General features: G+C 60.3%; 22 protein-coding genes. 13 read left to right on the top strand and 9 right to left on the bottom strand.

Going from position 1 to position 25,946, the window contains the following annotated elements; translation table 11 throughout:
• Positions 1-127: 127 nt before the first annotated feature.
• The gene (locus V7M64_RS10700) at positions 128-1,243 is read right to left on the bottom strand and encodes a PilT/PilU family type 4a pilus ATPase (RefSeq protein ID WP_333679130.1); all 1,116 of its coding nucleotides are present in this window, start codon (positions 1,241-1,243) and stop codon (positions 128-130) included.
• 132 nt (positions 1,244-1,375) lie between these two features.
• Between V7M64_RS10700 and V7M64_RS10705 the strand changes: the two genes are divergently transcribed.
• The 6 genes from V7M64_RS10705 to V7M64_RS10730 all read left to right on the top strand — a co-directional run bounded on the left by V7M64_RS10705 (position 1,376) and on the right by V7M64_RS10730 (position 7,745).
• On the top strand, positions 1,376-2,020 hold the full coding sequence (locus V7M64_RS10705) for a DUF4398 domain-containing protein (protein ID WP_333679131.1): 645 nt from the start codon (positions 1,376-1,378) through the stop codon (positions 2,018-2,020).
• Positions 2,021-2,031: 11 nt separating this feature from the next.
• On the top strand, positions 2,032-2,655 hold the full coding sequence (locus tag V7M64_RS10710) for a hypothetical protein (RefSeq protein WP_333679132.1): 624 nt from the start codon (positions 2,032-2,034) through the stop codon (positions 2,653-2,655).
• A 311-nt stretch (positions 2,656-2,966) separates the two neighbouring features.
• Positions 2,967-3,200, top strand: coding sequence for a YdcH family protein (locus V7M64_RS10715; protein WP_188798169.1), 234 nt, complete (start codon positions 2,967-2,969; stop codon positions 3,198-3,200).
• Positions 3,201-3,337: 137 nt separating this feature from the next.
• The gene (locus V7M64_RS10720) at positions 3,338-4,708 is read left to right on the top strand and encodes a pyridoxal-phosphate dependent enzyme (RefSeq protein WP_333679133.1); all 1,371 of its coding nucleotides are present in this window, start codon (positions 3,338-3,340) and stop codon (positions 4,706-4,708) included.
• A gap of 204 nt (positions 4,709-4,912) precedes the next feature.
• A complete protein-coding gene (gene glmS / locus V7M64_RS10725) occupies positions 4,913-6,742 on the top strand; it encodes a glutamine--fructose-6-phosphate transaminase (isomerizing) (protein ID WP_333679134.1) in 1,830 nt (609 codons plus the stop codon).
• A gap of 193 nt (positions 6,743-6,935) precedes the next feature.
• Positions 6,936-7,745 carry a methyltransferase gene (locus tag V7M64_RS10730; protein WP_333679135.1) on the top strand — a complete coding sequence of 270 codons (810 nt, stop codon included), beginning with the start codon at positions 6,936-6,938 and terminating at the stop codon, positions 7,743-7,745.
• A gap of 105 nt (positions 7,746-7,850) precedes the next feature.
• Here V7M64_RS10730 and V7M64_RS10735 read toward each other — a convergent pair whose 3' ends face one another.
• A complete protein-coding gene (locus tag V7M64_RS10735) occupies positions 7,851-8,531 on the bottom strand; it encodes a TetR/AcrR family transcriptional regulator (RefSeq protein WP_333679136.1) in 681 nt (226 codons plus the stop codon).
• A gap of 107 nt (positions 8,532-8,638) precedes the next feature.
• Here V7M64_RS10735 and V7M64_RS10740 point away from each other — a divergent pair, with 107 nt between their 5' ends.
• Genes V7M64_RS10740 through V7M64_RS10765 form a run of 6 tightly spaced genes read left to right on the top strand, consistent with a single transcriptional unit; the run spans position 8,639 to position 16,730 of the window.
• A complete protein-coding gene (locus V7M64_RS10740) occupies positions 8,639-10,243 on the top strand; it encodes an FGGY-family carbohydrate kinase (RefSeq protein ID WP_333679137.1) in 1,605 nt (534 codons plus the stop codon).
• Positions 10,240-10,905 carry a class II aldolase/adducin family protein gene (locus V7M64_RS10745; RefSeq protein WP_333679138.1) on the top strand — a complete coding sequence of 222 codons (666 nt, stop codon included), beginning with the start codon at positions 10,240-10,242 and terminating at the stop codon, positions 10,903-10,905. The genes V7M64_RS10740 and V7M64_RS10745 overlap by 4 nt, the downstream gene beginning before the upstream one ends.
• Complete coding sequence (locus V7M64_RS10750; RefSeq protein ID WP_333679139.1) at positions 10,902-12,374, top strand: aminotransferase class III-fold pyridoxal phosphate-dependent enzyme; 1,473 nt, start codon at positions 10,902-10,904, stop codon at positions 12,372-12,374. Before V7M64_RS10745 ends, V7M64_RS10750 begins: the two co-directional genes overlap by 4 nt.
• A 4-nt stretch (positions 12,375-12,378) precedes the next feature.
• A complete protein-coding gene (locus V7M64_RS10755) occupies positions 12,379-12,999 on the top strand; it encodes a hypothetical protein (RefSeq protein ID WP_333679140.1) in 621 nt (206 codons plus the stop codon).
• Positions 13,000-13,008: 9 nt separating this feature from the next.
• A complete protein-coding gene (locus V7M64_RS10760; protein ID WP_333679141.1) occupies positions 13,009-14,196 on the top strand; it encodes an MFS transporter in 1,188 nt (395 codons plus the stop codon).
• Between the two features lie 50 nt (positions 14,197-14,246).
• Complete coding sequence (locus V7M64_RS10765; protein ID WP_333679142.1) at positions 14,247-16,730, top strand: TonB-dependent receptor; 2,484 nt, start codon at positions 14,247-14,249, stop codon at positions 16,728-16,730.
• Positions 16,731-17,088: 358 nt separating this feature from the next.
• Here V7M64_RS10765 and V7M64_RS10770 read toward each other — a convergent pair whose 3' ends face one another.
• From V7M64_RS10770 to V7M64_RS10800, 7 genes are all read right to left on the bottom strand, one after another.
• Positions 17,089-17,544: a GNAT family N-acetyltransferase gene (locus tag V7M64_RS10770; RefSeq protein WP_333679143.1), complete on the bottom strand. Its 456-nt coding sequence runs from the start codon at positions 17,542-17,544 to the stop codon at positions 17,089-17,091.
• Positions 17,545-17,615: 71 nt separating this feature from the next.
• Complete coding sequence (locus V7M64_RS10775; protein WP_333679144.1) at positions 17,616-18,365, bottom strand: SprT family zinc-dependent metalloprotease; 750 nt, start codon at positions 18,363-18,365, stop codon at positions 17,616-17,618.
• Complete coding sequence (locus V7M64_RS10780; protein WP_333679145.1) at positions 18,362-21,658, bottom strand: HsdR family type I site-specific deoxyribonuclease; 3,297 nt, start codon at positions 21,656-21,658, stop codon at positions 18,362-18,364. Before V7M64_RS10780 ends, V7M64_RS10775 begins: the two co-directional genes overlap by 4 nt.
• Entirely contained in the window at positions 21,655-22,878 is a 1,224-nt protein-coding gene (locus V7M64_RS10785; protein WP_333679146.1) for a restriction endonuclease subunit S, read from the bottom strand. Before V7M64_RS10785 ends, V7M64_RS10780 begins: the two co-directional genes overlap by 4 nt.
• The gene (locus V7M64_RS10790; protein WP_333679147.1) at positions 22,868-23,404 is read right to left on the bottom strand and encodes a hypothetical protein; all 537 of its coding nucleotides are present in this window, start codon (positions 23,402-23,404) and stop codon (positions 22,868-22,870) included. Before V7M64_RS10790 ends, V7M64_RS10785 begins: the two co-directional genes overlap by 11 nt.
• A complete protein-coding gene (locus V7M64_RS10795) occupies positions 23,397-24,905 on the bottom strand; it encodes a type I restriction-modification system subunit M (protein ID WP_333679148.1) in 1,509 nt (502 codons plus the stop codon). Before V7M64_RS10795 ends, V7M64_RS10790 begins: the two co-directional genes overlap by 8 nt.
• A 16-nt stretch (positions 24,906-24,921) precedes the next feature.
• Positions 24,922-25,509: a restriction endonuclease subunit S gene (locus V7M64_RS10800; RefSeq protein ID WP_333679149.1), complete on the bottom strand. Its 588-nt coding sequence runs from the start codon at positions 25,507-25,509 to the stop codon at positions 24,922-24,924.
• A 90-nt stretch (positions 25,510-25,599) separates the two neighbouring features.
• On the opposite strand from V7M64_RS10800, the gene V7M64_RS10805 reads away from it, so the two are divergent.
• On the top strand, positions 25,600-25,860 hold the full coding sequence (locus V7M64_RS10805) for a hypothetical protein (RefSeq protein WP_333679150.1): 261 nt from the start codon (positions 25,600-25,602) through the stop codon (positions 25,858-25,860).
• Positions 25,861-25,946: the final 86 nt, after the last annotated feature.

Consider the following 25,946-nt stretch of genomic DNA (forward strand, 5'->3'; position numbering starts at 1 on the left):
CCGCCAGGGCCGAATTATTTTCCCCGGACAGCAGTGCGCGAAAGCGGGAATCCATCTTGCCCTGGTGCATGCCTGAAAATGGATTCCCGCTTTCGCGGGAATGACGGCCATTGGGTTTACGGTCGAGCTAGAAGCCCAGGCCGTAGGGGTCGTTGCCCGCCAGTTCCGCCGTTTCCGAATTGCCGCCTTCCGACAGGCGAATCTTCAATGCCAGGCCATCGCGCGAATCGGCCTTGGCCAGCGCTTCTTCCAGCTCGATGCGGCCAGCCTTGTAGAGCTTGTAGAGCGACTGGTCGAAGGTCTGCATGCCTTCCTGCAAACTGCGATCCATGGCCTCTTTCACTTCATGGATCTGGCCGCGGCGGATCATGTCGCGGATCAGCGGTGTGTTGAGCAGCACTTCCACTGCCGGCAGGCGGCGCCCATCCTTGCCGCTGACCAGGCGTTGGCTGATCACCGCGCGCAGGTTCAGGGCCAGGTTCATCAGCACGTTCTTGTGTGCCGATTCGGGGAAGAAGTTGAGGATGCGTTCCAGCGTCTGGTCGGCATTGTTGGAATGCAGCGTCGCCAGGCACAAGTGACCGGTTTCGGAGAACGAGATCGCCGCTTCCATCGTATCGGTGTCGCGGATCTCGCCGATCATGATCACGTCTGGGGCCTCGCGCATCGCATTGCGCAGGGCCTCGTGATAGGTGTGTGTATCCAGCCCCACTTCGCGCTGGTTGACGATCGACTTCTTGTGGCGGTGCAGGTACTCGATCGGATCCTCGATGGTGAGGATGTGCCCGGACGAATGGCTGTTGCGATGGTCGAGCATGGCCGCCAGCGTGGTCGACTTGCCCGAGCCGGTGGCGCCCACCACCAGGATCAGGCCGCGTGGCTCCATGATCAGGTCGCGGAAGATCGCCGGCAGTTGCAGTTGATCGATGCTGGGGATCTCGCTCTTGATCGCGCGGATCACCATGCCCACTTCGCCGCGTTGCTTGAATACGTTGATGCGGAAACGGCCGGCCTCTTTCACCGCCAGCGCCATATTGAGTTCCAGGTCACGCTCGAACTGCGGTACCTGCCCTTCATCCATGAGCGAATAGGCGATTTTCTTCACCATGCCGCTGGGTAGCCCGGTGTTGCCGAGCGGGTAGAGCTTGCCCTCGACCTTGATGTTCACCGGGGCGCCGGTCGTCAGAAACATGTCCGACGCGCCCTTGTCCACCATCAACTTGAGGAAGTAACCGATATCCACCTTAAAGACCCCAGTTTTTTGCGCATTGCATTCAAGGATTATGCCCGACCACAATACGCCGTGACGCTCCGAGAGGAATGAGTGATGGTGCACATATTTTCCCCGTTGACGGTGCGTAAGCGACGCATCCCAATGGTGGCTCCAGTACTGCTGCTGGCCGTGTCGTTGACCCTGGGCGGCTGTGCCAGCGTACCCCCGCCCGATAACCTGATGAATCAAGCACAAGCGCAATTGCAAAGCGCTCGCGATGCCGGTGCGCCCGACTACGATCCGGTCGATTTCGGCTTTGCCCAGGACAAGTTCCAGCAAGCCCAGCAAGCCATGGCCAACCGCAAATACGACCAGGCGGCCGACCTGGCCGATGAGTCGCGCGCGGATGCCACCCTGGCGCGCACCAAAGCGCAACTCGCCCAGGCGCGTGCCCAGATTCAGTCAAAAACGGACGCAAACAATCGCTTGCGCTCCCAGAACGCCGAGGCGCAATCGGAGAACGACCAGCACTACCAGCAGCAAAAAGCCCAGCTGGCCGCGCAGATGGCTGCCGCGCAGCAGCCGGACAACGGGCAGAACGGTCAAGACGACGGCAACCCGGCTTCGTCTTCCTCCAGCGCACCCGCACCGGCCGCCAGCTCGCCGCTGCCGCAACAGGCGCCGATGCAGGAAATGCCGGCGCCTTCTTCCTCGGTACTGGGCAATCCGCAGCAACAACCGCAACCCGGGCAGGACGGTTTCCAGACCGTGCCTGACGCTGGCCAGCCGAATCAGGGAGGCCAGTAATGAAGCTTGCCATGTCCAAAAAACACCGTTTGTCGATCATCGCCGTTTTGCTGTTGGCCGTGTTCGCCAGTACCGCCGTCCAGGCGCGCAAGGACGACATGGATGTCGACCGGCTGACCAATAGCTTGAATCAGCTGGCCGCCGATCCGAACCTGGGTACCTACGCCCAGGCCGACCAGGCGCTGGCTCGCGACGCCATCAACCAGCTGGCCCAGGCCGGTTCGCGCCAGCGGCCACATGCGCTGTACATCGCCCAGCGCCGGGTGGACCAGGCCAGGGCCGAAGCGCAGTTGCAGGCTTCCCAGCGCCAGCTCAACCAGCTCGACCAGGAAAATGCCCAGTTGCAGCTGGAGCGCAGCCGCATCGATGCCACGGCTGCGCAGCAGCAGCTGGACATCCAGCGCATGCAGTTCCAGATCGCCCAGCAGGAAACCATGCGGCTGCAGGCGCAAGGCCAGGAGGCCGCCGACCAAGCCGCCCAGGCCAAGGCCGAAGCCGAACAAGCCCGCAAGCTGGCGGCAGCGCAAAGCCGGGTCGCCGCAGCCGCCCGACGCCAGGCTGACCTGGCCGCCAAGGCCGCCAAGGCGCTGCGTTCGCAGATGCGGGATCAGTCTTCGCCGGCTGGCGGCAAGTAACCCCAGGCGCCCTTTTTCCTAAAGGGAGAGGGCGTTTGTTTTCACCCGTTTTACGGGTTTTTGACGACCTCCCGCGTTCTCATGCGCCCTCCCGAGGGGGCCTTGTGCCCCCGCCAAGTGGAGAGTAGGGTCGAAACCGCTGCGGCTCTCCAGCTGCCGCAGCCTACCGACTGAATCATGCGCCTAACTACCCACATTCCTGCATCCGTTCCCTGCACCTGGGAGGCGGATTTTGGTTATGCGCGTGATTTGCTTTTGTTCTCAAGCGCCCCATGCGGGCGACTGCAGTCCTACTGCGAGGAGGTTGGATCATGTTCGAAGATCAGCAGCGTGACGCTGTCGAAGCCCTGAAAAAAGCCGACGCCGAGTTTCGTCGGCTCTATCAAAAACACACGGAGCTCAACAGCAAGGTGGACAATGCCGAAATCGGCGTGCTCCCTGTTGACGACATGACCCTCAGTTCGATGAAGAAAGAAAAATTACAAATCAAAGAACGCCTGCAGCGCATGTGGGACGACTACCACGCTCGACAGCACATTCATTGAGCGAAAGAATCCAAAAAAGCCCCGGAGCGGAAACGTTCCGGGGCTTTTGTTTTCCCAAACCACGCCAAGGCAGAACGCGTCCGCACCGCGCTCCATTATGATTGCCATTCATATCCAGCCACGCCTACGGAGCCTTCATGTCGGTCAACGCCAGCGTCCTCGAACTGATCGGAAACACCCCCATGGTGCGCGCGCAGCGCCTGGATGCAGGGCGTTGCGAGCTGTTCCTGAAACTGGAAAGCGCCAACCCCGGCGGCTCGGTCAAGGACCGCATCGGCCTGTCCATGATCGAAGGTGCGGAAAAAGCCGGGAAAATCAAACCCGGCGCCACGCTGGTGGAAGGCACCGCCGGCAACACCGGCCTCGGGCTGGCGCTGGTCGCTCAGGCCAAGGGCTACCGTCTCATTCTTGTCGTGCCCGACAAGATGAGCCGGGAGAAAATCTTCAACCTCAAGGCGATGGGCGCCGAAGTAGTGCTCACCCGTTCCGACGTCGCCAAGGGGCACCCGGAGTACTACCAGGACATGGCCGAGCGCATCGCGCGCGAAACGCCGGGTGCGTATTTCATCAACCAGTTCGGCAATCCCGACAACCCGCGCGCGCACATCGAAACCACCGGCCCGGAAATCCTCACGCAGATGGACGGCAAGGTCGATGCCGTAGTGGTGGGTTGCGGTTCCTCCGGCACCATGACCGGCCTCTCGCAATACTTCGCCAAGGCCTCGCCGAACACCGAGATCGTGCTGGCCGATCCGGTCGGCTCCATCCTTGCGCAATACATCAACGAAGGCGTGCTCTCCACCAAGTCCGGCAGCTGGATGGTGGAAGGCATCGGAGAGGATTTCCTGCCCACCATCAGCGACTTCTCGCGCGTCAAAAAGGCTTACGCCATCTCCGACAAGGAAAGCTTTCTCGCCGCGCGCGAATTGCTGGCGAAAGAAGGTGTGCTGGGTGGCTCTTCCACCGGCACGCTATTGGCCGCCGCACTCAAATACTGCCGCGAACAGACCGAATCCAAGCGCGTGGTAACGCTGGTCTGCGACACCGGTAACAAGTACCTGTCGAAGATGTACAACGACTACTGGATGCTCGACAACGGCTTCATCGAACGCGAACAACACGGCGATCTGCGCGATCTCCTGCTGCGCCCGTTCTCGCGCCGCGACACCGTCGTGATTGGCCCCAACGAACTGCTGATGACGGCATACACGCGCATGAAGCTGTATGACATCTCGCAGTTGCCGGTGATGGACGGCCATCGCCTTATCGGCATCCTCGACGAATCGGACATGCTGATGCACGTACACGCCGACGAAGCGCGTTTCCGCGACAGCGTCGCCACCGCCATGATCACCGACCTGCAGATGCTCGACGTGCGCTCACCGATTACCGCGCTGTTGCCGGTGTTCGAGCGCGGCCACGTCGCCATCGTGATGGACGACGGGCAGTTCCTCGGCCTGATCACCCGCATCGATTTGCTGAACTACCTGCGCCGCAAAGTGCATTGACGATTTGCTCACTGCCGCTCCGGCGAAGATGGCGGGATTGAATTTCCGTCAATTTGTCTCGATGCAAATACCGATAGCGCCTTCCCTCATCCATGGACGAGAAGTAGTCTCGTCACTCATGAACCCAGGGATCGAAAGCCTGTCGAAACGACAGCTCGTCAAAGTCGCCGCCCTCATTCAAACATTCGCCATAGGAAGTCGACCATGTGTGGAATCGTTGCCGCCGCAGCCCAGCGAGATGTCGCACCGCTCCTGATTGCCGGCCTCAAGGCGCTGGAATATCGTGGCTACGATTCGGCCGGTCTTGCCGTGCTGGAAGGCGGCGACGTGCATCGCGTGCGCGCCAAGGGCAAGGTGCGCGAGATGGAAGCCCTGTATCTCGCCGAGCCGTTTCCGGGCGGCACCGGTATCGCACACACGCGCTGGGCCACGCATGGCGTGCCGAACGAAGTGAACGCCCACCCGCACATTATCGGCCGCGTCACGCTCGTGCATAACGGCATCATCGAAAACTACGCCAAACTGCGTGGTGACCTGCAATCGAAGGGTTATGTCTTCGCTTCAGAAACCGATACGGAAGTGATGGCCGCACTGATCGACCAGCATATTTCGCAGGGCATGAAACTACGCGAGGCTGTGCTTGCCACCGTGCGCGAGCTTGAAGGCGCCTATGCCATCGCCGTGATGAGCCGCGACGAACCGGGCCGCGTGATCGGCGCACGGCGTGGCGCACCGCTGCTGGTTGGCGTGGGCATCGGCGAGAATTTCCTGGGTTCTGACGCGCAGGCGCTGGTGCAGGTCACCAATAAAATTATCTATCTCGAAGAAGACGACGTCGTCGACGTCACTCGCGAAGGCGTCAAGATCTACATGCTGGACGGCACGCCGGTCGAGCGCGGCGTCCAGGAAAGCGAACTGTCGGCCGATGCGGTGGAACGCGGCGAATACCGCCACTACATGCAGAAGGAGATCTTCGAGCAGCCCCAAGCCGTAGCCAATACGCTGGAAGCCCGCATCAACGCGCACGGCGTATTGCCCAACGTATTCGGTACCGGCGGCGATGAATTGCTGGCCAAGGTGAAGGGCGTGCACATCGTTGCATGCGGCACCAGCTACCACGCGGGCATGGTTGCCAAATACTGGATCGAAGATTACGCACGCCTGCCGGTCAACGTGGAAGTGGCCAGCGAATACCGCTACCGCGAAACCGTCGTGCCGGAAGGCACCTTGTTCGTCGCCATTTCCCAGTCCGGCGAAACCGCCGACACCCTTGCCGCCATGCGCGAATCGCGCCGCCGCGGCTATTTGGGCACACTTGCCATCTGCAACGTGCCGGAGTCATCCGTCACGCGCGAAGCGGATCTCAAGCTGATGACGCGCGCTGGCCCTGAAATCGGCGTGGCCTCCACCAAGGCATTCACCACCCAGCTCGCCGCGCTAGCCTTGCTCACCTTGCACCTGGCCAAGCAACAAGGCCTGGACCAGGCGCGCCTGGGCGACCTCACCGAACAACTGCTGCGCCTGCCGCGCATACTGGATGAAGCACTCAAGCTCGAACCCCAAGTCATCGAACTCGCTGAGCGTTTCGTGCACCGCCACCATGCCCTTTTCCTCGGTCGCGGCGCGCACTACCCCGTCGCACTGGAAGGCTCGCTCAAGCTCAAGGAAATCTCCTATATCCACGCCGAAGCCTACGCCGCCGGCGAACTGAAACACGGCCCGCTCGCCCTGGTCGACGAAGACATGCCCGTCGTCGCCGTCGCACCCAACGGTCCGCTGCTCGACAAGCTCAAATCCAATTTGCAGGAAGTGCGTGCACGCGGCGGCGAGCTGATCGTATTCGCCGATGCCAAGGCGCACTTCGATGGCAATCCTGCGCGCGGTGCCGTCATTGCCATTGACGGCGGCGGTGATTTCATTGCACCTGCGGTGTTTACCGTGCCGCTGCAGTTGCTTGCGTATCACGTTGCCGTGCTGCGCGGCACCGATGTCGATCAGCCAAGAAACCTGGCGAAATCTGTCACGGTGGAATAAGCGTGTTGGCCGGGATGAAGAAAAGCCATTTCAAAACGCAATATCTGAAATAAAGAGCCGCTACCTTTACATAAGCAAGGTTGCGGCTAGTCTTGGCGTGTTCGCTGACGAGAACTAGATGAGTCGCGTGTTCCGCAGCAAGTCGGTCAAAGGACGCACCTGTAACTCTCCCGTTTTACGGAGCCAAGAACATATGAAGAAATGCACGCTGCTCATTTTGCTTACGCTTGGCACCGTAACCTTGCTGCATGCGCAGGCATCGCCTCCTTCCTCCTATGTGGCCGATGCACTCGCCGACAGCGCGCGTCCTGCGGCTGACAAGCAACTTGACAGCAATCGCAAGCCGGCTGCCCTGATTGCCTTTGCCGGCATCAAGCCGGGTGACAAGGTTGCGGACGTCATGCCGGGTGGGGGTTATTTCACGCGCATTTTCAGCAAGGTGGTGGGCGCCAAAGGACATGTGTACGCGATTGTCCCGCAAGCCTACGCAACCAAGGCGCCGCCGGAGCGACTCAAATCCATTCGCGCCTTGGCGGGCGACCCCGCCTATAGCGGCAATACGAGCCTGCTCATCCGCCCTTATGATCAACTCGATACCGGTGCGCCGCTGGATGTCGTATGGACGTCGCAGAATTACCACGACGTGTATGGTGCGGTGAGTGTGTTCAGCGTCGATGGCAGCACGGGGCTCGATCAGGCGGCCAAGCTCGATGCCGCAGTATTCAAGGCGTTGAAGCCGGGTGGCGTCTTTGTCGTCGTCGACCATGCGGCCACGCCGGGGTCAGGTGGCCGGGATGCGCATACGTTGCATCGCATTGACCCGGCAGTGGTGATTGCGCAAGCGAAGGCGGCAGGTTTCGTGCTGGAGGCGCGGAGTGACGTGCTCAGCAATCCGAGGGATGGGCACGATAAACCGATCTTTGCGCCGGAGATCAAAGGACATACGGACAAGTTCGTGTTGAAGTTCCGCAAGCCGCTGTCGCACAAAGCTGGCCGTGATTGAGCCGGAAGGCGTGCCTGACCGACTGGTGACCAGGCGGCCACGCCATCGGAAAGGTTGGTCGTTTTCTCAACTGGCGCGGCGCTTGATCGCAAGCATTGCTTCTCGCTATCGCCGCGCCCTCTTGCCTTGCAGCCGCGGCACATGGCTGGCGAGGCTCGCGGCGACCAGGCGCATGACGGACGTGGCATCCAGCGATGGATCGTCGAACAGCATTTCCAGCGCGGCGTAGGACATGCTGTCTGCCACGCGGCTGATCAGTTCCAGATCTTCCTGTGCGGCCTTCGGAAATGCGTGGCGCAATGCGACAGTGACCTGCGTGGCCACTTCCTGGGCCGATTCGAGACGAACGTCCTGCAGCATGGGTATCGCGCGCAGCGCACGCATGATCCAGATGCCGGCAGTGGTTTCGCGCGTCACCTCGTAGGTTTCCAGTAGAAGCCCGGTGACGGCGTCCTCCAGTTTTTTCATCGAGCCGAATGCGGCAGGCGTCAGCCATAGTGGAATCAACGCATTCTGTTTCCGCATCAGGCGCAGGCCCAGTTCGTGCAGCAGCGCGTACTTGTTGGGGAAGTAGCGATACAGCGCCGGCGGCGACAGTTTCGCGCGCTCGCACACCAGGTTGGTCGTAAGCAGCTCAAAGCCGACGTCGGCCAGCACCTGCGCCGTAACGGTCAGCAGTTGCTCATAGGTTTCTGCCGCGCGCGATTGGGCAGGTTTCACCTTGGGGCTCAAGGCGAGCTTGGGCCGCTTGGGGACGCGGCGAGGAGGTTTGGTCTTGGCGGGCACTACGGCGGTCCGGCAGGAGAGGGCTTGCGTCAATTATAGCGATAACTATATTGTAGCAATAACTAGCTTTCTGGGGGTGAACGATGCCGAGCGCGCCGCAGGCCGCCGTGTCTTCCAGTGATGATCGCCTCGTGCTGGCGGTCGACCTGGGCACGTCGGGCTGCAAGTGTGCGCTGGTGTCGCTCGACGGCCATGTATTGGCATGGTCGTTCCGGCCGGTGCCCCTGCATCTGGTGGGCGAATATGGCGTGGAGCAGGACGCCGAGGATTGGTGGCAGGCCTTTCTCGCTGCCGCGCAGGAGTTGCTGGCGGCCGATACGCATCGACGCAAGCGGATCATGGCCATTTGCTGCTCGGCGCTGCACGAATGCACCGTGCCGGTGGATGCGCAGGGAAACGCGCTGGCGCGCGCCATGCTGTGGCTGGATATGCGCGGCGCCGATGCCATCCGGCGACGCGCGCGCAACCGATGGTTGAATATCCAGGGTTATGGGCCGCTGAAGCTGGCGCGCTGGTTGCGCCTGACCGGTGGCGCGCCGTCTTTGTCGGGCAAGGACCAGGCCGGACATATCGCGTGGTTGCGCGATCATCAAAGGCCGCTGTTCGAACGCACGCACAAGTTTCTTGGCCCGCTCGATTTCATGAACCTGCGGCTTACCGGCCGCTTCTGCGCCACCTATGACTCGGCGCTTACCACTTGGGCCACCGATAACCGCAATCTTTCGCGCGTGCGTTATGACGAACGCCTGCTGCGACTGTTGGAAGTCGACACCCAGCGCCTGCCGGAGCTGCTGCCATCCACCGAAGTAATAGGTCAGCTGGCGCCAGCGGTGGCCGAAAAGCTGGGACTTTCTCCGTCGACGCGGGTGGTAGCCGGCGCCGTCGACAACTCCGCCGCGGCGATCGGAGCCGGTACCGTGCGCGAGCGCGAATTGCACCTGTATCTGGGCACGTCCTCATGGATCGGCGCACACATACCGGAAAAGCGCACGAATCTCGCTGCTTTCATCGCCTCGGTGCCCTGTGCGCAAAAGGATCGCTACCTGGCCATGGCAGTACAGTCAGCCGCCTGCAGCAACCTCACCATGCTGCGCGATCGCATCCTGTTTCATCCGGATGAGCTGACGCCGGACGAATCGCGCCCAGACGTGTATCCCTTGCTCGACAACATCGCCGATCGTGTGCCGGCCGGTGCTCGCGGGTTGGTCTACATGCCATGGCTGCAGGGCGAACGCACACCGGTGGATGATCGTCACCTGCGCGCCGGCCTGTTCAACCTGTCGCTGGAACACACGCGCGAAGACATGATCCGCGCATTTCTCGAAGGCGTGGCATTGAACACGCGCTGGATGCTGGAGCCGATGCTGGCGTTCGTCGGCTGTGAGCGAGGTGCGCCGATGACCATCGTCGGCGGTGGCGGGCAGTCGAACGTGTGGTGCCAGATCATGGCCGACGTGACCGGCATGGTGATCGAGCAGCCGGTCGCACCGATTCAGGCCAATGCGCTGGGCGCCGCCTTCATCGCCGGCATCGGCCTGGGCGAGATGTCGTTCGAAGACGTGCCGGCTTTGTGTCGGCACTCATCGCGATTCGAGCCGCGACCCGCCATGCGTCAGCTGTATGACGAACGCTTTGGCACGTTCAAGGAACTGCACCGCCGTCTCGCACCGCTCTATCGCGATATCAACCAGCACCGGGGGTTGCCGCGATGAAATTCCAGCGCGTGCGCCAGCACGTAGTCGAGATGAGCGTCATGCTGGCCGATCACGGCTATTTTGCCGCAACCGGCGGCAATCTCGCCTTGAAAGCGGATGACGAGCATATCCTCGTTACGCCATCGGCCACGGATTATTACCAGATGGCAGCGGCAGACGTGTGCGTCTTGCGGTTGCCTGACCTGGTGCAGATGGATGGCGATCGCAAGCCATCGGTGGAGAGCGGGATGCATGCCAGGCTGTTGCGCGTGCGCGCCGATTGCCGCGCCAGCATTCACACGCACCAGCCGATCGCCAGCGCATGCACGCTGGTGGGACAGCCTGTGCCGGTGCAGCGCATGGAGGATCGTGAGCTGCTTGGCAACGAAGTACGCGTCGTCGGCTACGCGCCATCCGGCACGACATGGCTGTCGAGCAAACTCGCCAAGGCATTGCGGCCGGATATCAACGCTTACCTGTTGCGCACGCACGGCGCTATCTGTTGCGGCGCCACCGCCGAGCACGCCATGCGCGCCATTTCTGTGCTCGAAAGGGTGGCGCTCGACTATCTGCGTGCGCGCATCGCCACGCACGCGGCGAAACCGTCATCGCAACAGGCCGCGCTGCGGCAGCTGCTGGCAACGCTCGATGCCGAACCCATCCAGGATATGGCCCTATGAATTTTCACGACCCCTCCGTGGAGAACGCGGGCAGCGCGATCTCTCAATGGCCGGATACCGATGCGCTTTACCGGCGCTTCGATGCCTTGGTGCGGCAGCCCATCCGCCCAATTCGCCGCGATGCCATGGGCAAGGTGCTCGATTACTTCGAAACCCGTTGCCAGGCTTCCAGGCGTTTGTCCGAGCAAGCCAGGCAGGTGATTCCGGGCGGCGTGCAGCACAATCTCGCGTTCAACTATCCGTTCCCGTTGGCGATCGGTGAAGCACGCGATGCCCATATGACGGATATCGATGGCAACCGCTATATCGATTTTCTGCAGGCCGGTGGACCGACCTTGCTGGGCTCCAATCATCCGGCCGTGCTCATGCAAGTGCAGAAGCTGTTGAACGAATGCGGCCCGATCACCGGCTTGCTGCACGAATACGAAGTGAAGCTGGCGGAACTGGTCTGCCAGGTCATGCCGGGCGTCGAGATGCTGCGCATGATGGGCTCGGGCACAGAAGCGGTGATGGGTGCGATCCGCCTGGCCCGTGCCTATACGGGCAAGAAGCGGGTGATCAAGATCGGCGGCGGGTACCACGGCTGGAGCGATCAAATGGTCTACGGCATGCGCTTGCCGAATACCGGACGCATGGAGGCGATCGGTATCCCGCGCGGCTCGACCGCCACCACGCAGGAAAGCCTGCCGAACGATCTGGAAGCGATACGCCGCAAGCTGCGCTGGAACCGCCTGCGCGGCGGTACGGCGGCCATCATCGTGGAACCGTTCGGCCCCGAAAGCGGTACCCGGCCGGTGCCGCGGGACTTCAACGCGCAGTTGCGCAAGCTGTGCGATGAATTCAACGCACTGCTTGTCTTCGACGAGGTGGTGACCGGTTTTCGCGCCGGCATGGGCGGTGCGCAAGGCTATTTCGGCATCAAGCCGGACCTCACCATCCTCGGCAAATGCCTCACCGGAGGCTACCCAATGGCGGGTGGCATCGGTGGCCGCCGCGACATCATGATGCTGCTGGTCGGCGGCATCGGCACCACCGCCAAGCGTGCATTCGTCGGCGGCACGCTTACCGCAAATCCCTTGTCATGCGCGGCCGGTTACTACGCGTTGTTGGAAATGCAGCGCACACAGGCGGCGGTGAAGGCGGGTTGCGCGGGCGATCGCTTGCGGCTAGGCCTGGAACAGATCATTGAGCGTCTCGGCTTGCCCTACGTGGCCTACAACATGGGCTCGATCGTGCACCTGCAAACGTCCGGGGTGATGCTGCTGGATACCAGCAACTTGCTCAAGCTCGTCCGTGCAAAGAACGAGGCCAAGCAGCGCAAGCACATGATGGAGGAAATGGGCGCCGCGTACACCGCGCACGGCGTGATTACCCTGGCGGGCAGCCGCATCTACACCAGCCTCGCCGATACTGATGCGGTGATCGACGATGCGCTCAACCGTTTCGAAGACGTGTTCAAGCTGGTGTGATGCCATGACACTCGAACATCTTCTGCTTGATGCCATGCGACGCCTGGATGAAAAGCACCTGCTCGGTGCGGGCGGCAGCGTCTCCGTACGCCTGCCGGGCACGCGTGATGTGCTGCTGGCAACGCCAGGCATCGAGCCGATGCGTGTATCGCTTTCGACCCCGCCAAGCCACCACCATGCACAGCATATCGAGGTGTATGTGGCGCGCGCGGATGTGGGAGCCATCGCGCAAGGTGGCGGCGCGTTCGGGCGCATGCTTGGCAGTTTCGGCGGCGATCTTCCGCAACTGTTCGACGAACAGGCAAGGCACCTCGGCGCGACGGCGATGCGCCGTGCCACGGATGGCCCGCAACAATCTTCGAGCCTTGCAATTGGCGGCAATGTCTGGTCCGGCGAGCATGACGTCATGGTATTCGGCAGCACCGTGCATCGTCTCGTGCTCAACGCCGAACTGCTGGAAAAATGCGCCAAGGCCTATGTGCTGGCCAAGGCAACCGGCATGCACCTGCACACGCTGCCATGGTGGGTTTGCCACATTGCCAACGGGCGCTTGAAGAAAGATCAAAAACGGGCCGCGCGGCGTTTCGCGCAAGGGCTGTTGCCAGAAGAAGTGAAGGGTTACTGAGGGGTACCCATGAACACATCGGTGGCGATGCAGTTCAAGCGTTCCGAAACGGTGGCCGCGTTGGCCATCGGCTGCGTGGCGCTGCTGGTGCTTGGCCTGCAGCCGGCGCTGCTGGGCGCGCTCGTGGATCAGCATCGCATCTCGATGGAAGGCGTCGGCATCGTTGCCATGGGCGAAATTTTTTCGCTGGGCGTTGGCACCATCCTGGCCGAGAAGTACCTGCCGCTGCATCGGCTGCGCACGGTGGCCGTGGTGGCGAGCCTGTTGCTGATCGCCATCGATCTGCTGACGCTGACGGCGCATGGCGATCTTGCCTGCGTGGCTTGGCGAGTGCTGGCGGGACTGCTGGAAGCGGGCCTGTTCTGGATTGTTACGATGATCATCGTGCGCTCGCCGCAACCGGATCGCCTGGCCGGCGTTTTCCTTACGCTGCAGACGTGCGTACAAGCGGCAGCCGCCTTGTTGCTAGCGAAAGTATCTGTCGCGTCCTTGGGCTGGGGACAACCCTTCGTCTTGTTGGCGGTTGTTTGCGTGCTGCCGTTGTTGATCGCATCGCGGCTGCCTGCGCGGCTGGGCGAGCACACGGAAGCGATCCATCCATCGGTGGTTTCATGGACTGGCTTCTTCGCATTGCTGGTGCCGTTCCTGCATATGAGCGCAGTGGGTGCGCTGTGGGCCTACCTCGAACCGGTAGTGAACGAAGCCGGTGTCGGCATCTCGATCGATGCCCTCGCATCGCTTGTCTTGGTGATGCAGGTCATCGGTGGTGGGGCAGCATCGCTAACAGTGCGTCGGGGGAAAGTGTCGCAAGCATTGATGGTCAGCGCGCTGGCGTTCGCTGCTGTCGGCATCGTCATGTATCGCTTGCCTGCGCACAGCACCGTGGCCTTCGCCGTGTCGTGCGCGGTGTTTGGGTTTCTGTGGTTGTTCCAGATGCCGTTCCATATCCGGCTGGCGTTCGATATCGATCCGCGCGGGCGCATTGCCATGCTGGTGCCGCCGGCACAGTTGGTAGGTACAGGGTTTGGGCCGTTGGTGACGTCGTTCACCGTACACGGCAACGAAGTGGGGCACGTGCCGTTGCTGGTTGCAGGTTTTGCCACCTGCGTCGTGGTGGCCGTGGCGTTGGTGAAGCTCGGGGTCCTCACCAGGCACAAGGCGGGTGGAGCTTTATCGGGTGGGGGAGACGTCGGATAAACCAGATGCATCGTGAGAGAGCGCGATGCCACGATGGGAGGGGAGTCGATATGAAGATGCGTCCATGTGTGTTGTCCGTGTGCCTGCGCCAGGTGCTTTACGGCGGAGCGGCATTCTGGTTGTTTGCAGCAGCGCCGGCCATGGCCGATGGAGCAGGGCAACAGGCCGATGGCAACGCCACGGCAAAAAAGAGCGCGGCAGCCCGGCCGGCAGCGGAAGCCAGCAAGGCCCAGCAACTGGGCAACATCACGGTCACGGCGCAAAGCCGTACGCAGCAGATGGAGCAGGTGCCGATCGCCTTGCAGATCCTCACCGCGCAGCAGATCAATACGCAGGCGGCCACGGATCTCAGCAAGATCTCGCTGTTCGTGCCCGGCCTGGTCGTGGATGGCAGCCAACCCACGCAACCGAATTATTCCCTGCGTGGCATCAGCACCAGCGACTTCGGCATCGGCACCGAATCGGCCGTCGGCGTGTATATCGATGGCGTCTACGCGGCGCGTTCGGGCGGCGCTTTGCTGGCCTTCAACGACATCGACCGCATCGAAGTACTGAAAGGCCCGCAAGGCACGCTGTTCGGCCGCAACGCCGCCGGCGGCGCGATTTCCATCGTTACCAACGAACCCACCGACAAGTTCGAAGGCAAGGTGCTGCTGCGCTATGGCAACGAGGGCGAGCGCTACGAGAGTGCGCTGGTCAATATTCCCCTCAACAAGGACATGGCCCTGCGCATCAGCGTGCTCGACAACCAGAGCAACGGCTGGATTCGCGACCAGGCCAATGGCCAGCACTACGGTAAGAACGACGACTGGGGCGCCCGCGTGGTCTATCGCTGGAACATCACCCCGGATACGCGTGTGTTGTGGTCCTGGGATCACGAGCGACTGGACCAGCCGCCGCGCCCGTCCATCGGGCTGGTGCCGCTGTCCGACGATACCAACCAGCGCCCACCTTTCCCGCCTAGTCCTGCCACGTATCTGAACCCGCTCACCGCACCGCTCTACAACGATGCCATCCAGGCGCGCGAATGGCGTCATTTCGACGGCTCCACGCTGATCGTCGATCACTCGTTCCCGTGGGGAAGTTTCACGTCCACTACCGCCTGGCGTCACTTCAGCACCTTCAACGACGAAGACAATGACGGCACCGATCACATCGTCAGTTACCTCGATACCGCCAACATCGAACGCAACAACAGCTACTACCAGGAGTTCAAGTTGTCCGGCGACAACGACTTGATGGATTGGGTTTCTGGCGTGAGTTTCTATTCGGAGCAGGCGCGCCAGACCAGCCAGGTCAATACCAATACCAGCAGCCTGGATACGCTGGCGCAGAACGTCTACGGACTTGGCTTGCCGCTGACCGAGATCACCCAGGGACTGCAAGCCTTTGGCCTGCCATACAGCCTGCTCGGCGACCCATGGCGCGAGCAGATCAATAACAACGGCAACTTCAAAGCCTATGCCGCTTTCGGCGACGTGATCTGGCACGTGAGCGATCAGTTCGATCTCACCACCGGTTTGCGCTACACCGAAGACAAGAAAGCCTTCACCTGGTACACCCCGCCGCGCGAAGCGACCGCCTTCGATCAAACCGTAGCCGCGCTCGTATCCAGCGGCATCGTCGACCTGCTGCCACCCGAAGCGCAGCAGGCGTTGGGCGCGTTTGGCGGCAACATCATCTTTCCCAATGCCGTGGGCCAATGGGTGCCGACCAGGCACAGCTGGCACGACTTCAGCCCGCGCGTGGTGGCGAGCTACAAGTTCACGCCCGACCTGATGGCATACATGTCAGCGACCAAGGGATACAAGGCCGGCGGCTACAACAGCCTGCAGGTGGGTTCGCTGTATGCGCCGGAGAAGGTCTGGAACTACGAAGGCGGCATCAAGGCGGTGGTCCCGCAATACAACTTGCTGTTCAACGCCTCGGTCTACTACTACCGCTATTCCAACCTGCAATCGTCCGTGCTCAATCCGAACTTCAATGGTTCGGGCGTACCGTTCTATACGGTGATGACCAGTGACCAGCATGCGCACGGCCTGGACGTCGAAGCGCAGTGGCAGCCAGTGAAAGCGTTGCGGCTGAACTTCACCAGCGCGTATATCGACAGCACCTATATCCACGGCACTTCTACTTCCGGCGTGAGCCTGGATGGCCAGCCGACGGGTGAGCCGACGTTTTCGGCCACGGTGGGTTTTGACTACACATGGTTCGACGTCTACCACGGCAATCTGGAACTGAACATGCAATACGCCTACCGCGGACGCACGCGCTGCAATGCGGACTCCGGCGTGCAGGGCACTTGTTTTAGCACCCCTCTGTTCACGGTTGGCACAGCCACCCAACGCACCGATGCGCGGCTGGATTGGCATACGCCGGACGAGCATTGGGGCGTGGGCGTGTTCGTCAACAACATGTTCAACAAGCGCTACGTGTTGAGCATCGGCAACGACAGTACCAATGATTTTGGTACGCCGTATGCCACCATCACGCCACCGCGCACGTTTGGGGTGGAGTTGAGGGCGAAGTTCTAAGCCTCTTACTCGTCCAGGCTGGGACGAAATCCCAGCTTCGCAAACCACAAAAAAGCTGGGATTTCATCCAACTTATTTGGCCGTCATTCCAGCGAAAGCGCACTGTCGTCCGGGGAAAATGAAGTTCTTCAGAAATGCGCGGGCATAGCACCCCGCATCGAAAATTTTCCAAGGAAATTCAGTGCCATCAGATCGTCATTCCAGCGAAAGCTGGAATCCAGTGCCTTTGCAGATTTTCAAGTCGCTGGATTCCAGCTTTCGCTGGAATGACGTCGTTTTAGCTTTCCTGCAAGAACGGGGAAAAATTTCCCCGGACCGCAGTGAGCGAAGGCGGGAATGACAGTCGTGTGGTTACGTGTCATATCGCCAAATGCAGAAACTGATTGAAGTCGCTCTTCTGATAATCAGAAAAAGCTTCGCCATTCACAAATCCGCGCCGGCGATAAAGCGCCAGCGCAGGCTCAAAGGCGTCCCCGCTACCGGTTTCAAGACTCAAGCGGCGCAAGCCGCGCTCCCGCGCCTGGCCGATGATGTGTTCCAGCAATGCTGCCGCCACGCCGCGCCGAAGATAATCCGGGTGCGTGCGCATCGACTTTATTTCGCCTGACGTGGCATGGAACTGCTTCAGCGCCCCGATGCCGCAGATGTGCTCACCCTGCCATGCGCTCCATACCGTGACGTTGGGCGCTTTCAACCCGGATAGATCGAGTGCGAAGACCTGCCCCGGCGGCGAGTTGGAGTGCATGCCTGCCAGGTGCAAACGCAAAAGCGCCTGCGTCGCGGTGCTGGAAAGATCGTCTACCCGAATGTCCATGCAACTCTCTTTAGTCGTCGATGCTGGCCGTATCACATGGTGACATGGTTTGCTGGCCGATCAGTGTTGCCTCAATTTCTCAGAATCGAATCGACCATATTGTCGAGACGTGCCTTCACACGGCGCCAGTCTGGCATATGTACGTCCAGCAGGCGGTAGAAGGGAGCCTTGTGGTTGCGGACCTTCAGGTGGCAGAGCTCGTGCAAGAGTACGTAATCGATGCACTCGGTGGGCGCGCCGACCAAGGCAGCATTGAGAACGATGCGCCCTTTCGGCGAGCAGCTACCCCATTGCCGCATCATCTTTCTGATCGTCAACGGCGGCGTGCCACGAACCCATCGCAGCTGGCCTGCCATGTTGGCAAGCCGCTCGGTCAAGACATGCCTGGAGCGATCGCGAAGCCAGCGGTCAAGCTGATCACGAACGGCTTGCGGTGACCGATCGCCAACGTGCACTTCCAGATGGCCGCTACGAAGCCTGGTGAAGTGGTGGTCTTTGGCGCGAATCACCTTCAGGCGATAGCGTCGCCCGAGATAGAAAACCGTTTCCCCGCTTACATATTCCCTGGGCAGCACCCACCGGCGCCGGCTTTCGACCTGCGCAAGCTGGCGGTGAACCCAGCTGAGCCGATGGCCAAGGGCTTCGCGGATCTCCGGGAGGCTTGAGTCCACTGGCGCGTCGACCAGCACTCTCCCGTCCGGTTCAACGTGGATCGCGATGCTGCGCCGCGTACGCGCAGCAATGCGGCGAATGTCGAAAGCGATCTTGCCATCGCCGTAAGGGAGGCTGAGCCGCTCGCTCATCCGCGCCTTGGCGTTCATAAGCGACTGAGTGCGCTACGCACGACCTGCACGATCTGGTCGACCGCAGCGCGCGCGTTGTCCAGGCCCATCAAGGAAAACAATTTCGGTAGCAGGCGCTGGCGGATGGCCGCTTCTATGCCCTGTGGATTGAGGGAATTCTCGCCCACGGCATCCTGCACGTTCGTATCGATATCCAGTGCAAGATTGACGAAGCGATCGGTCTCGGCCTCGCCGGGCGAATCCAGGGCGTCGCCCAGCACCAGGTGCAGCACCCCGTAGTAAGCCCGTGCCCTGGGATGATCCGCAAGGCGCTGGGGAATACCCGGAACCTGCGCGGAGTGAAGTTGTTCCTCGAACTTCTTGAACAGCGCGTACTGCTTCAGCGGATGGTCGAACATCGCCTCCGCTTCGGCGATCGCCTGGCGCAACAGTTCGCCGAAAACCTTCTGCGCGTACGGATCGTCGGCGAGCTCCTGTTCGATCGTCTTGCGCAAGCGCGTCTTGATCAGGTCGGTTTCGTTGCGGGTCTTTTCTTCGGGCCACTCCTCGGGTGTCTCCTTCCGGCCAAGCTCGTGCACCAGATAAACACCTTGCGGCTCGCGCACTTCCTTGCCGATGACCTGTTTGTCCACCAGGCGCCGGATCTGTTCCTCGTAGAGACTGTAGTCCACCGTCTCCATGGCGTCCCGGCGTGTCATCTGGCGCAGATCCGAAAAGAATGTCAGGTCACGCTTGTATTGGCGAATCAGGTCTTCAGAAAAATTTTTATCCTCGAAGAAGCTGCGTGACGCCAGGGCGGTCTGCAGGCACAGGCCGAACTCGGTCAAGGCGGCGGAAAAATCGTCGCGCAGCTTCTGGCGCTGGTCGTACTCGCCGCCTTCCCCATCGGATACGAATCGCGGGCTGAGCACCTGTCGGAACTGTTCGGTATCGCCGCGGTTCGCCACGCCCTTGAAGAACGACCAGAGCCGTGCATGCAGGGCGGGCAAGTGCTTGTACTCCGTGCTGAAAGAGCGATATAGCCCCTCGATATCCGCGACGTCGAAGCCGCCCTGGGTCTGCGCTTCCAGATCCTGGTATGCGCGGATGGCGGTATCCAGCTCCGGCAGAATGCCGCGGTAATCCACCAGCACGCCGTAGCGTTTCGCATCGTGCAGGCGGTTTACCCGCGCCACCGCCTGGATCAGGTTGTGGTCCTTCAATGGCTTGTCGATATAGAGCACGGCGTTGCGCGGCTCGTCGAAACCGGTCAGCAACTTGTCGACCACGATCAGCAGATCGGGTGCGCCGTCGCTGCCGAAATCCTGGACGACGTCCTTTTCATACTGTTCCGGGTCGAGCTTGCGATCGGTGATCGCCTGCTTCCACCACTTCGCCACCTCGCCCAGGCTGTCTTCGTCCACCTGGGTATTGCCTTCGCGGGTATCGGGCGGCGACATCACCACCGCACTGCTTACCAGGCCCGTTTCGTCGAGCGCGCGCTTGTAGCGGATCGCATCCACTTTACTGTCGGTGGCGACCTGGCCTTTCAGTCCAAGATCGAGCTGCTTGATGTTTTGATCGAAATGGCTGGCGATGTCCCAGGCGATCAGTTCGATGCGATTGGCCGCACCGTAGATGGCCTGCTTGCTGGCGAACTTCTTTTTCAGGTCCGCGCTTTGCGCTTCCGACAGGCCGGCCGTGATCTTGTCGAACCAGCGGTTGACGGCGATCTCGTTGACGTCCAGTTCCGGCACGCGCTCCTCGTACAGCAGCGGCGCCACGGTCTCGTCTTCCACCGCGCGCTGCATGGAATAGGCATGCACGATCGGCCCGAACTTGTTGGCGCTCTTTTCCTGCTTAAGCAGTGGCGTGCCGGTAAAGGCCAGGTAGGCGGCGTTGGGCAGCGCCTTGCGCATGCGTTCATGGGTCTCGCCGCCATGGCTGCGATGCCCTTCGTCCACCAGCACGATCAGGTTGGCCGAATCGTTATGGCACTCCGGCAGCTTGGAGGCCGTGTTGAACTTCTGCACCAGCGAGAAGGTGATGCGCTCGCTGCCATGGCCAATGCGCCGGGCCAGGTCGCGGCCAGTGTTGGCCTTGCTGCGTTCGCCTTCCTTTTTGGTGGCGATGGCCGAGCCGAACGCGCCGCCGGTGATGAAGTTGCGGGACAACTGCGTTTCCAGATCGATACGGTCGGTCACGACCACCACGCGGCAGTCCTTCAGCGTCTTATCCAGCAGCAGCGCCTTGGTCAGGAACACCATGGTGAAGCTCTTGCCCGAGCCGGTGGTATGCCACAGCACGCCGCCCTCGCGTCCGCCATCCGGGCGGACCTGGCGAATGCGTGCCAGCAGGGCGCGGATACCGAAGAACTGCTGGTAGCGTGCGACGATCTTGCCGGTCTTGCGGTCGAACAACACGAAGCCACGCAGGAATTCGAGCAATCGCGTCGGCGTAAGCAGGCCCGCCAACAACCGGTCCTGCTCGGTCGGCAGGATCGGTTGCGACCAAAGCGCGTCGCACTCGCGGCGCAGCGAAGCCGGCTTGTCCGCCAGCAAGGCGTTGCGTTGTTCCGGCGAAAGCAGCCGGTTTTTAAAGGCGTGCAGCTGGCCCTCGTCCCATTCCTCTTCGCGCCAGCGCGTCCAGAACTTGGCCGGCGTGAGCGTGGTGCCGTAACGCCCATCGGTCATGCTGATCGACAGCAACAGCTGCGCATAGGCAAACAGCTGCGGAATCTCATCCTGGCGCTGGTTGCGCAGGTGCTGGCTGATGCCTTCGCTGACCATCTGCTTGCCGGCATGCCCCGATTCGGGGCGCTTGGCTTCGATCACCACCAGCGGCAGGCCATTGACGTAGGCCACGATATCCGGCGTACGGCGATGCGTGCCTTGCGCCGAAAGCACCTCGCATTCCTCGGTGACGTCCCAAAGATTGGCTGTGGGTTCGTTCCAGGCAATGATCGGGATCGTGGGCTGATGTTTCTTGCCGTCCGGCATGAACTCGGTAACGGTGATGCCCAGTGCCAGCAACTGATACAGGCGTTCGTTGGCGGCCAGCAGGCCATCGCCCAACGGCAGCGACGAGAGATCGCGCACGATCTGGTCGATCGCGCTGGGCGAAAGCGGGTAGCTTCGGCCTTTGTACTCGAAGCGGCGGGTTTTCAGTGCTTCGATCAGGCGAGGCTTCAACAATACCTCGCGCGTGCTGCCGCGTAGCGCCAACGCTTCGCTGCTGCGGATGTAGCGCCAGCCCAGATTCACCAGCATGTGCAGCGCCGGGATATGTGCACTGAACTGTTCGCGGGTATCGGGGGCGGCGCCGTCGTTCATGCCGGTATGGCCTCGGTTTGTACGGGTAGGCGCACTCGGCGTTTGCCAGTGAGGAGTTGTTGCATGAGGGCGGACTTTTCCATTTGCAGTTTGCGCAATTGCTGTTTGAGTAGCTCGATTTCTCTATCCATATGCGTAAGCACATCATCGATGGCTTTTTGTTCCATCATTGGTGGCAGAGGGATATGCAATTTTTTGAATTCGTTCCAGCGTAAACTTCCGCGACGATCCACAGACGAATTGGTGGATGCTTCAAAAATTTGCCGAAAGTGCTCCGTTTTCAAGAGACGATACAAATAACCGTCGTGTACCTCATTGGTAGTATTGAACACGGTATACATAGGGCTTACCAAGCCGAAGTCGTAAAGGTCCTGATAACCGATTGAGCCTTCCTCAATGTGGTTAGTTGCATAGACGAAGGTGCCGCGCGGCACAATCTTGTAAGTCGACAGGTCTTTACTAAAAACTTGTTTGTTGAAATAGGAAAGCGAATCGACTAAACCTTCGTGTTTGGTGCAGGAAAGTACTGGAAACGGGGCTTCTTCGCTGTGCCGCTTGTTGATTTCTGAGGCAATCTCTTCAATCTTAGGATAAGACCAGTCCTCTGGAATGGTGCCGTGTGGAGTAGGGCGAAATTTTGCATCGCCAACAAATGAGCGTAGCCTCCTTTTTCCTGTCAAAACTCGGGCAAGCATCGCCTGCTTTTGCTTGCGGGTTGTTGCCAGTAGGTGCTCAGTCGTAGCGATGGTTTTGTTCCAGATACTGAATATGCGAACAATTTTGTATTGCTCTTCCAGTGGAGGGATGGCGATCTCGAGTTCTTCAAGCCCTGCCTTCGTAAGTTTGTAACGACCAACACCTTGCCGTGATAGCACCGATGTAAGGTCGCGATGCATGAACCAATAAAAAAACCAGCTTGCCAAGCATTTTTCGGAATTTACGATTACGTGAGCGTGGTTGTTGACGTTTGCTTTTCCATTGAAAAGAATCGTCATAGGTCGTTCTTTAAACTTGAGAAAATGGTCGCCATCTTCACCTATTAACGCGAATTCTTCATCAATTCGAAAATGGTCGATATAGCCAAGCGCACCTGTTGGTCCAAAGTAGGGGAATGGTCCTTTCATTTTTTCACGCTGCTCAGTGCTTAGCGGGAGGCGCAAATTATTTTTGATTGCGCAACATTTTCCAACGGTCGAAAGTTCCCAGCTTTCAGGAAGCATTCTCGCCCCCTTTGCGGCTATTTGTCTCCAGATTCCTCAGCTCAATGAGATTGTTCGCAACCTCGAAACGCCGTTTCGCCTGGTTTGGCCGTTTCGCTTTGATCTTGCGGCGTCTCTCATATTGACTCACCATTTTGACTACAGCAGCTTCGCAGTTTTGGCTGCTGCCTGCAGTCGTTGCAAAATATGCAACAACTGTTTCGACAGAGAGCCTTTTTTTTTCTGATGTTCGGTACATGTCTTGCCGAGCCCCAAATTGAGCTGTCAAGTATTCCTTGACAGCTGTGTTCGGTAGTTGACCAGTTTCTTGAGCGGAACTCGGCTCGATGTTTGACCGGTGTGCCCTTAGCGGTGCGATCAAACCGATAAAGATCGGGTGAGCGTCCTCGTCGTTGGTGCGAACTATTAAGTCTTTTTTTAAAGTTCCGTGATTCCTGCAGTCTGGCCACGCCGTGCCCGTGCCGCCTGCTTGGTAAGGCTCCTCAAAGATGCGATGCGGGTGCACTAGGTTCTGGTTTTTACTCATAGCCAAGCTCCTTCAAGTACACCGCCATCTGCTCTTCCAGCTTGGCCAGCTCCGCCTTCAACTGCTGCCGCTCCTTGCGCACCGCCATCAGGTCAATCTCTTCTTCTTCCTCAAACGTATCGACGTAGCGCGGGATATTGAGGTTGTAGTCGTTGTCGGCGATCTCTTTCGGGCGGGCAAGGTAGGCGTACTTGTCGACGTTCTTGCGTGCCTTGACCGTATCCAGAATGCGTTGCAGGTCGCTTTCGCGCAGGTAGTTCTGGTTTTTTCCATCCTGATAGTTGCGGCTGGCGTCGACGAACAGCACGTTCTCGTCCTGCTTCTTCTTGCGAAAGACCAGGATGGCGGCGGGAATGCCGGTGCCGTAGAACAGTTTTTCCGGCAGGCCGATCACCACGTCCAGCAGGTTTTCGTCGATCAACTGTTTGCGGATGCGGCCTTCGGCGGCGCCACGGAACAGCACGCCATGCGGTACCACCACGGCCATGCGGCCGCTCTTGGGTTTCATGCTTTCGATCATGTGCAGGATGAAGGCGTAGTCGCCTTTGGTGCGCGGCGGCACGCCGCGGCGGAAGCGGTGATAAGGATCCTTGTCGGCGTTTTCGTGGCCCCACTTTTCCAGGGAGAATGGCGGATTGGCGACGACGATGTCGAAATGCCTGAGGCCGTTGCCGTCCAGCAGCTTCGGATTGCGCAGCGTGTCGCCCCATTCGATCTTGTGGTTGTCCTCGCCGTGCAGAAACATGTTCATCTTTGCCATGGCCCAGGTGCTGCCGATGGCTTCCTGCCCGAACAGCGCGTATTTACGCGTATTGCTACGGTCGCGGATAAACCGGCCGCATTTCATCAGCAACGAGCCTGAGCCGCAGGTGGGGTCGCAGATCTCCTCCCCTGGCCTGGGTTCCATCAGGCGCGCTATCAGCGTGGATACCTCCGGTGGGGTGTAGTACTCGCCGGCCTTCTTGCCGGCGCCCGCGGCGAATCTGCTGATCAGGTACTCGTAGGCGTTGCCGATGATGTCGAGCTGGCCGACGCGGCTGGGGCGCAGGTTGAGTTCGGGCTTGATGAAGTCTTCCAGCAGCAGGCGCAGGATGTCGTTTTTCTGTTGTTCCTCGCCCAGCTTGTTGGAATTGAAGCTGATGTCCTGGAACACGTCGTGCAGTTTGCTGATGTTGGCGTCTTCGATCGCATGCAGGGCCTTGTCGATGCGCTCGCCATTGCCGGGCAGGTGGCGCTGCTCGTACAGCGTGTAGAAGTTGGCTTGCGGCGGCAGCACGAAACGCTCGCTCTTGAGCATTTCCTCGATCAGTTCCGGGTGGTTGCCATATTTCGCCTTGTATTCGTCGTAGTGGTCCTGCCATACGTCGGAGACATATTTCAGGAACAGCATGGAGAGCACGTATTCCTTGTACACGCTGGCATCCACGGTGCCGCGGAAGGTGTCGCAGGCGGCCCATACGGCGTTGTTGATGGTGTCCTGGCGGATGTCGAGGTTGTTCATGGGTTTTCCGTGGGCATTACGTAAGCAGGCGCTCGGCCAGCAGCGCGAGTTCGGTGTCGCGGTTCTTGATCAGGCTTTCCAGATGGCAGCGCTCGGCCTGGGCGATACGGCCGAGTTCGATGGCCGCATGCTGCTGGGCGAGTGGAAGGATACGGATTGGCGTCTGTTCAAGCACGCCCCGCCGAATGCTGAGCTGATGGCTTCCTTCCGCCGATTGCCGCAGATAACGCTGCGCCGGTGGCTGGTTCAGCTGCCACGCAAGAAAGGCGGGTAGAAGACGGCCAGGCTGCGTGACGCGGATGACGTAGATATGCGGCGTGCACACCGTGCGCGGGGGAGGAGCGGTCATCAGGCTGGCGTAGGTGTGTGGGCCGCGGGCGATGAAGAGCACGTCCTGGTCCAGTAGCCAGTCCGGCTCCCTGCGGCTGGGCAATTCGGTAACCAGCAGATTGTTTCGGTCCTTGAGGCCAGTGCGACTCAGGTCGCTGATCTGCACGACGTGGACGGAGCCGGTCGCCCGCGCTGGAACGGCGCCGCGAAAGGGGTACCCGAGGCGAAGGTCTGCGACATGGCCTAAGGGTGTGGTTTTTGCTTCATTCAACATGATGCAAATAATCATGCTTGACGCATATGGGAGCGTCAACTAAATTTTCTCCATCCCACATGATGTAATTTTTCTAGAGGCGAGGAGCCCATGGCAGATAAAAAAGCTGAGCCACTGCATGGTTATCTGCTGTCGGAACAAGGCTTCCACGAGCTTTCGGCGATCAGCGCGCAACTGCGGCTGATGGCAGAGATCACTTATGGATTCGCGCACGAAGGGAAATACAGCGGCCACCTTCTTATCCGGCGGGAGGTAATGGGGTGGTATTTCGAAGAGCTCGGTGTACTGATCGATGAAGTGCTGAGCGCCCTTACGCCTGCCAACAACGACTTTTCTCCGCCGCTGCATTGAGTACGTACGGCAACGCCGCGCACCAATGGGCTCCACTCGACGTGCTGCACTGCAACGGTGCAAGCGGGTGCCCCATAGCCCTGCGC

Source organism: Dyella sp., assembly GCF_036746095.1.
Lineage (GTDB): Bacteria > Pseudomonadota > Gammaproteobacteria > Xanthomonadales > Rhodanobacteraceae > Dyella_B.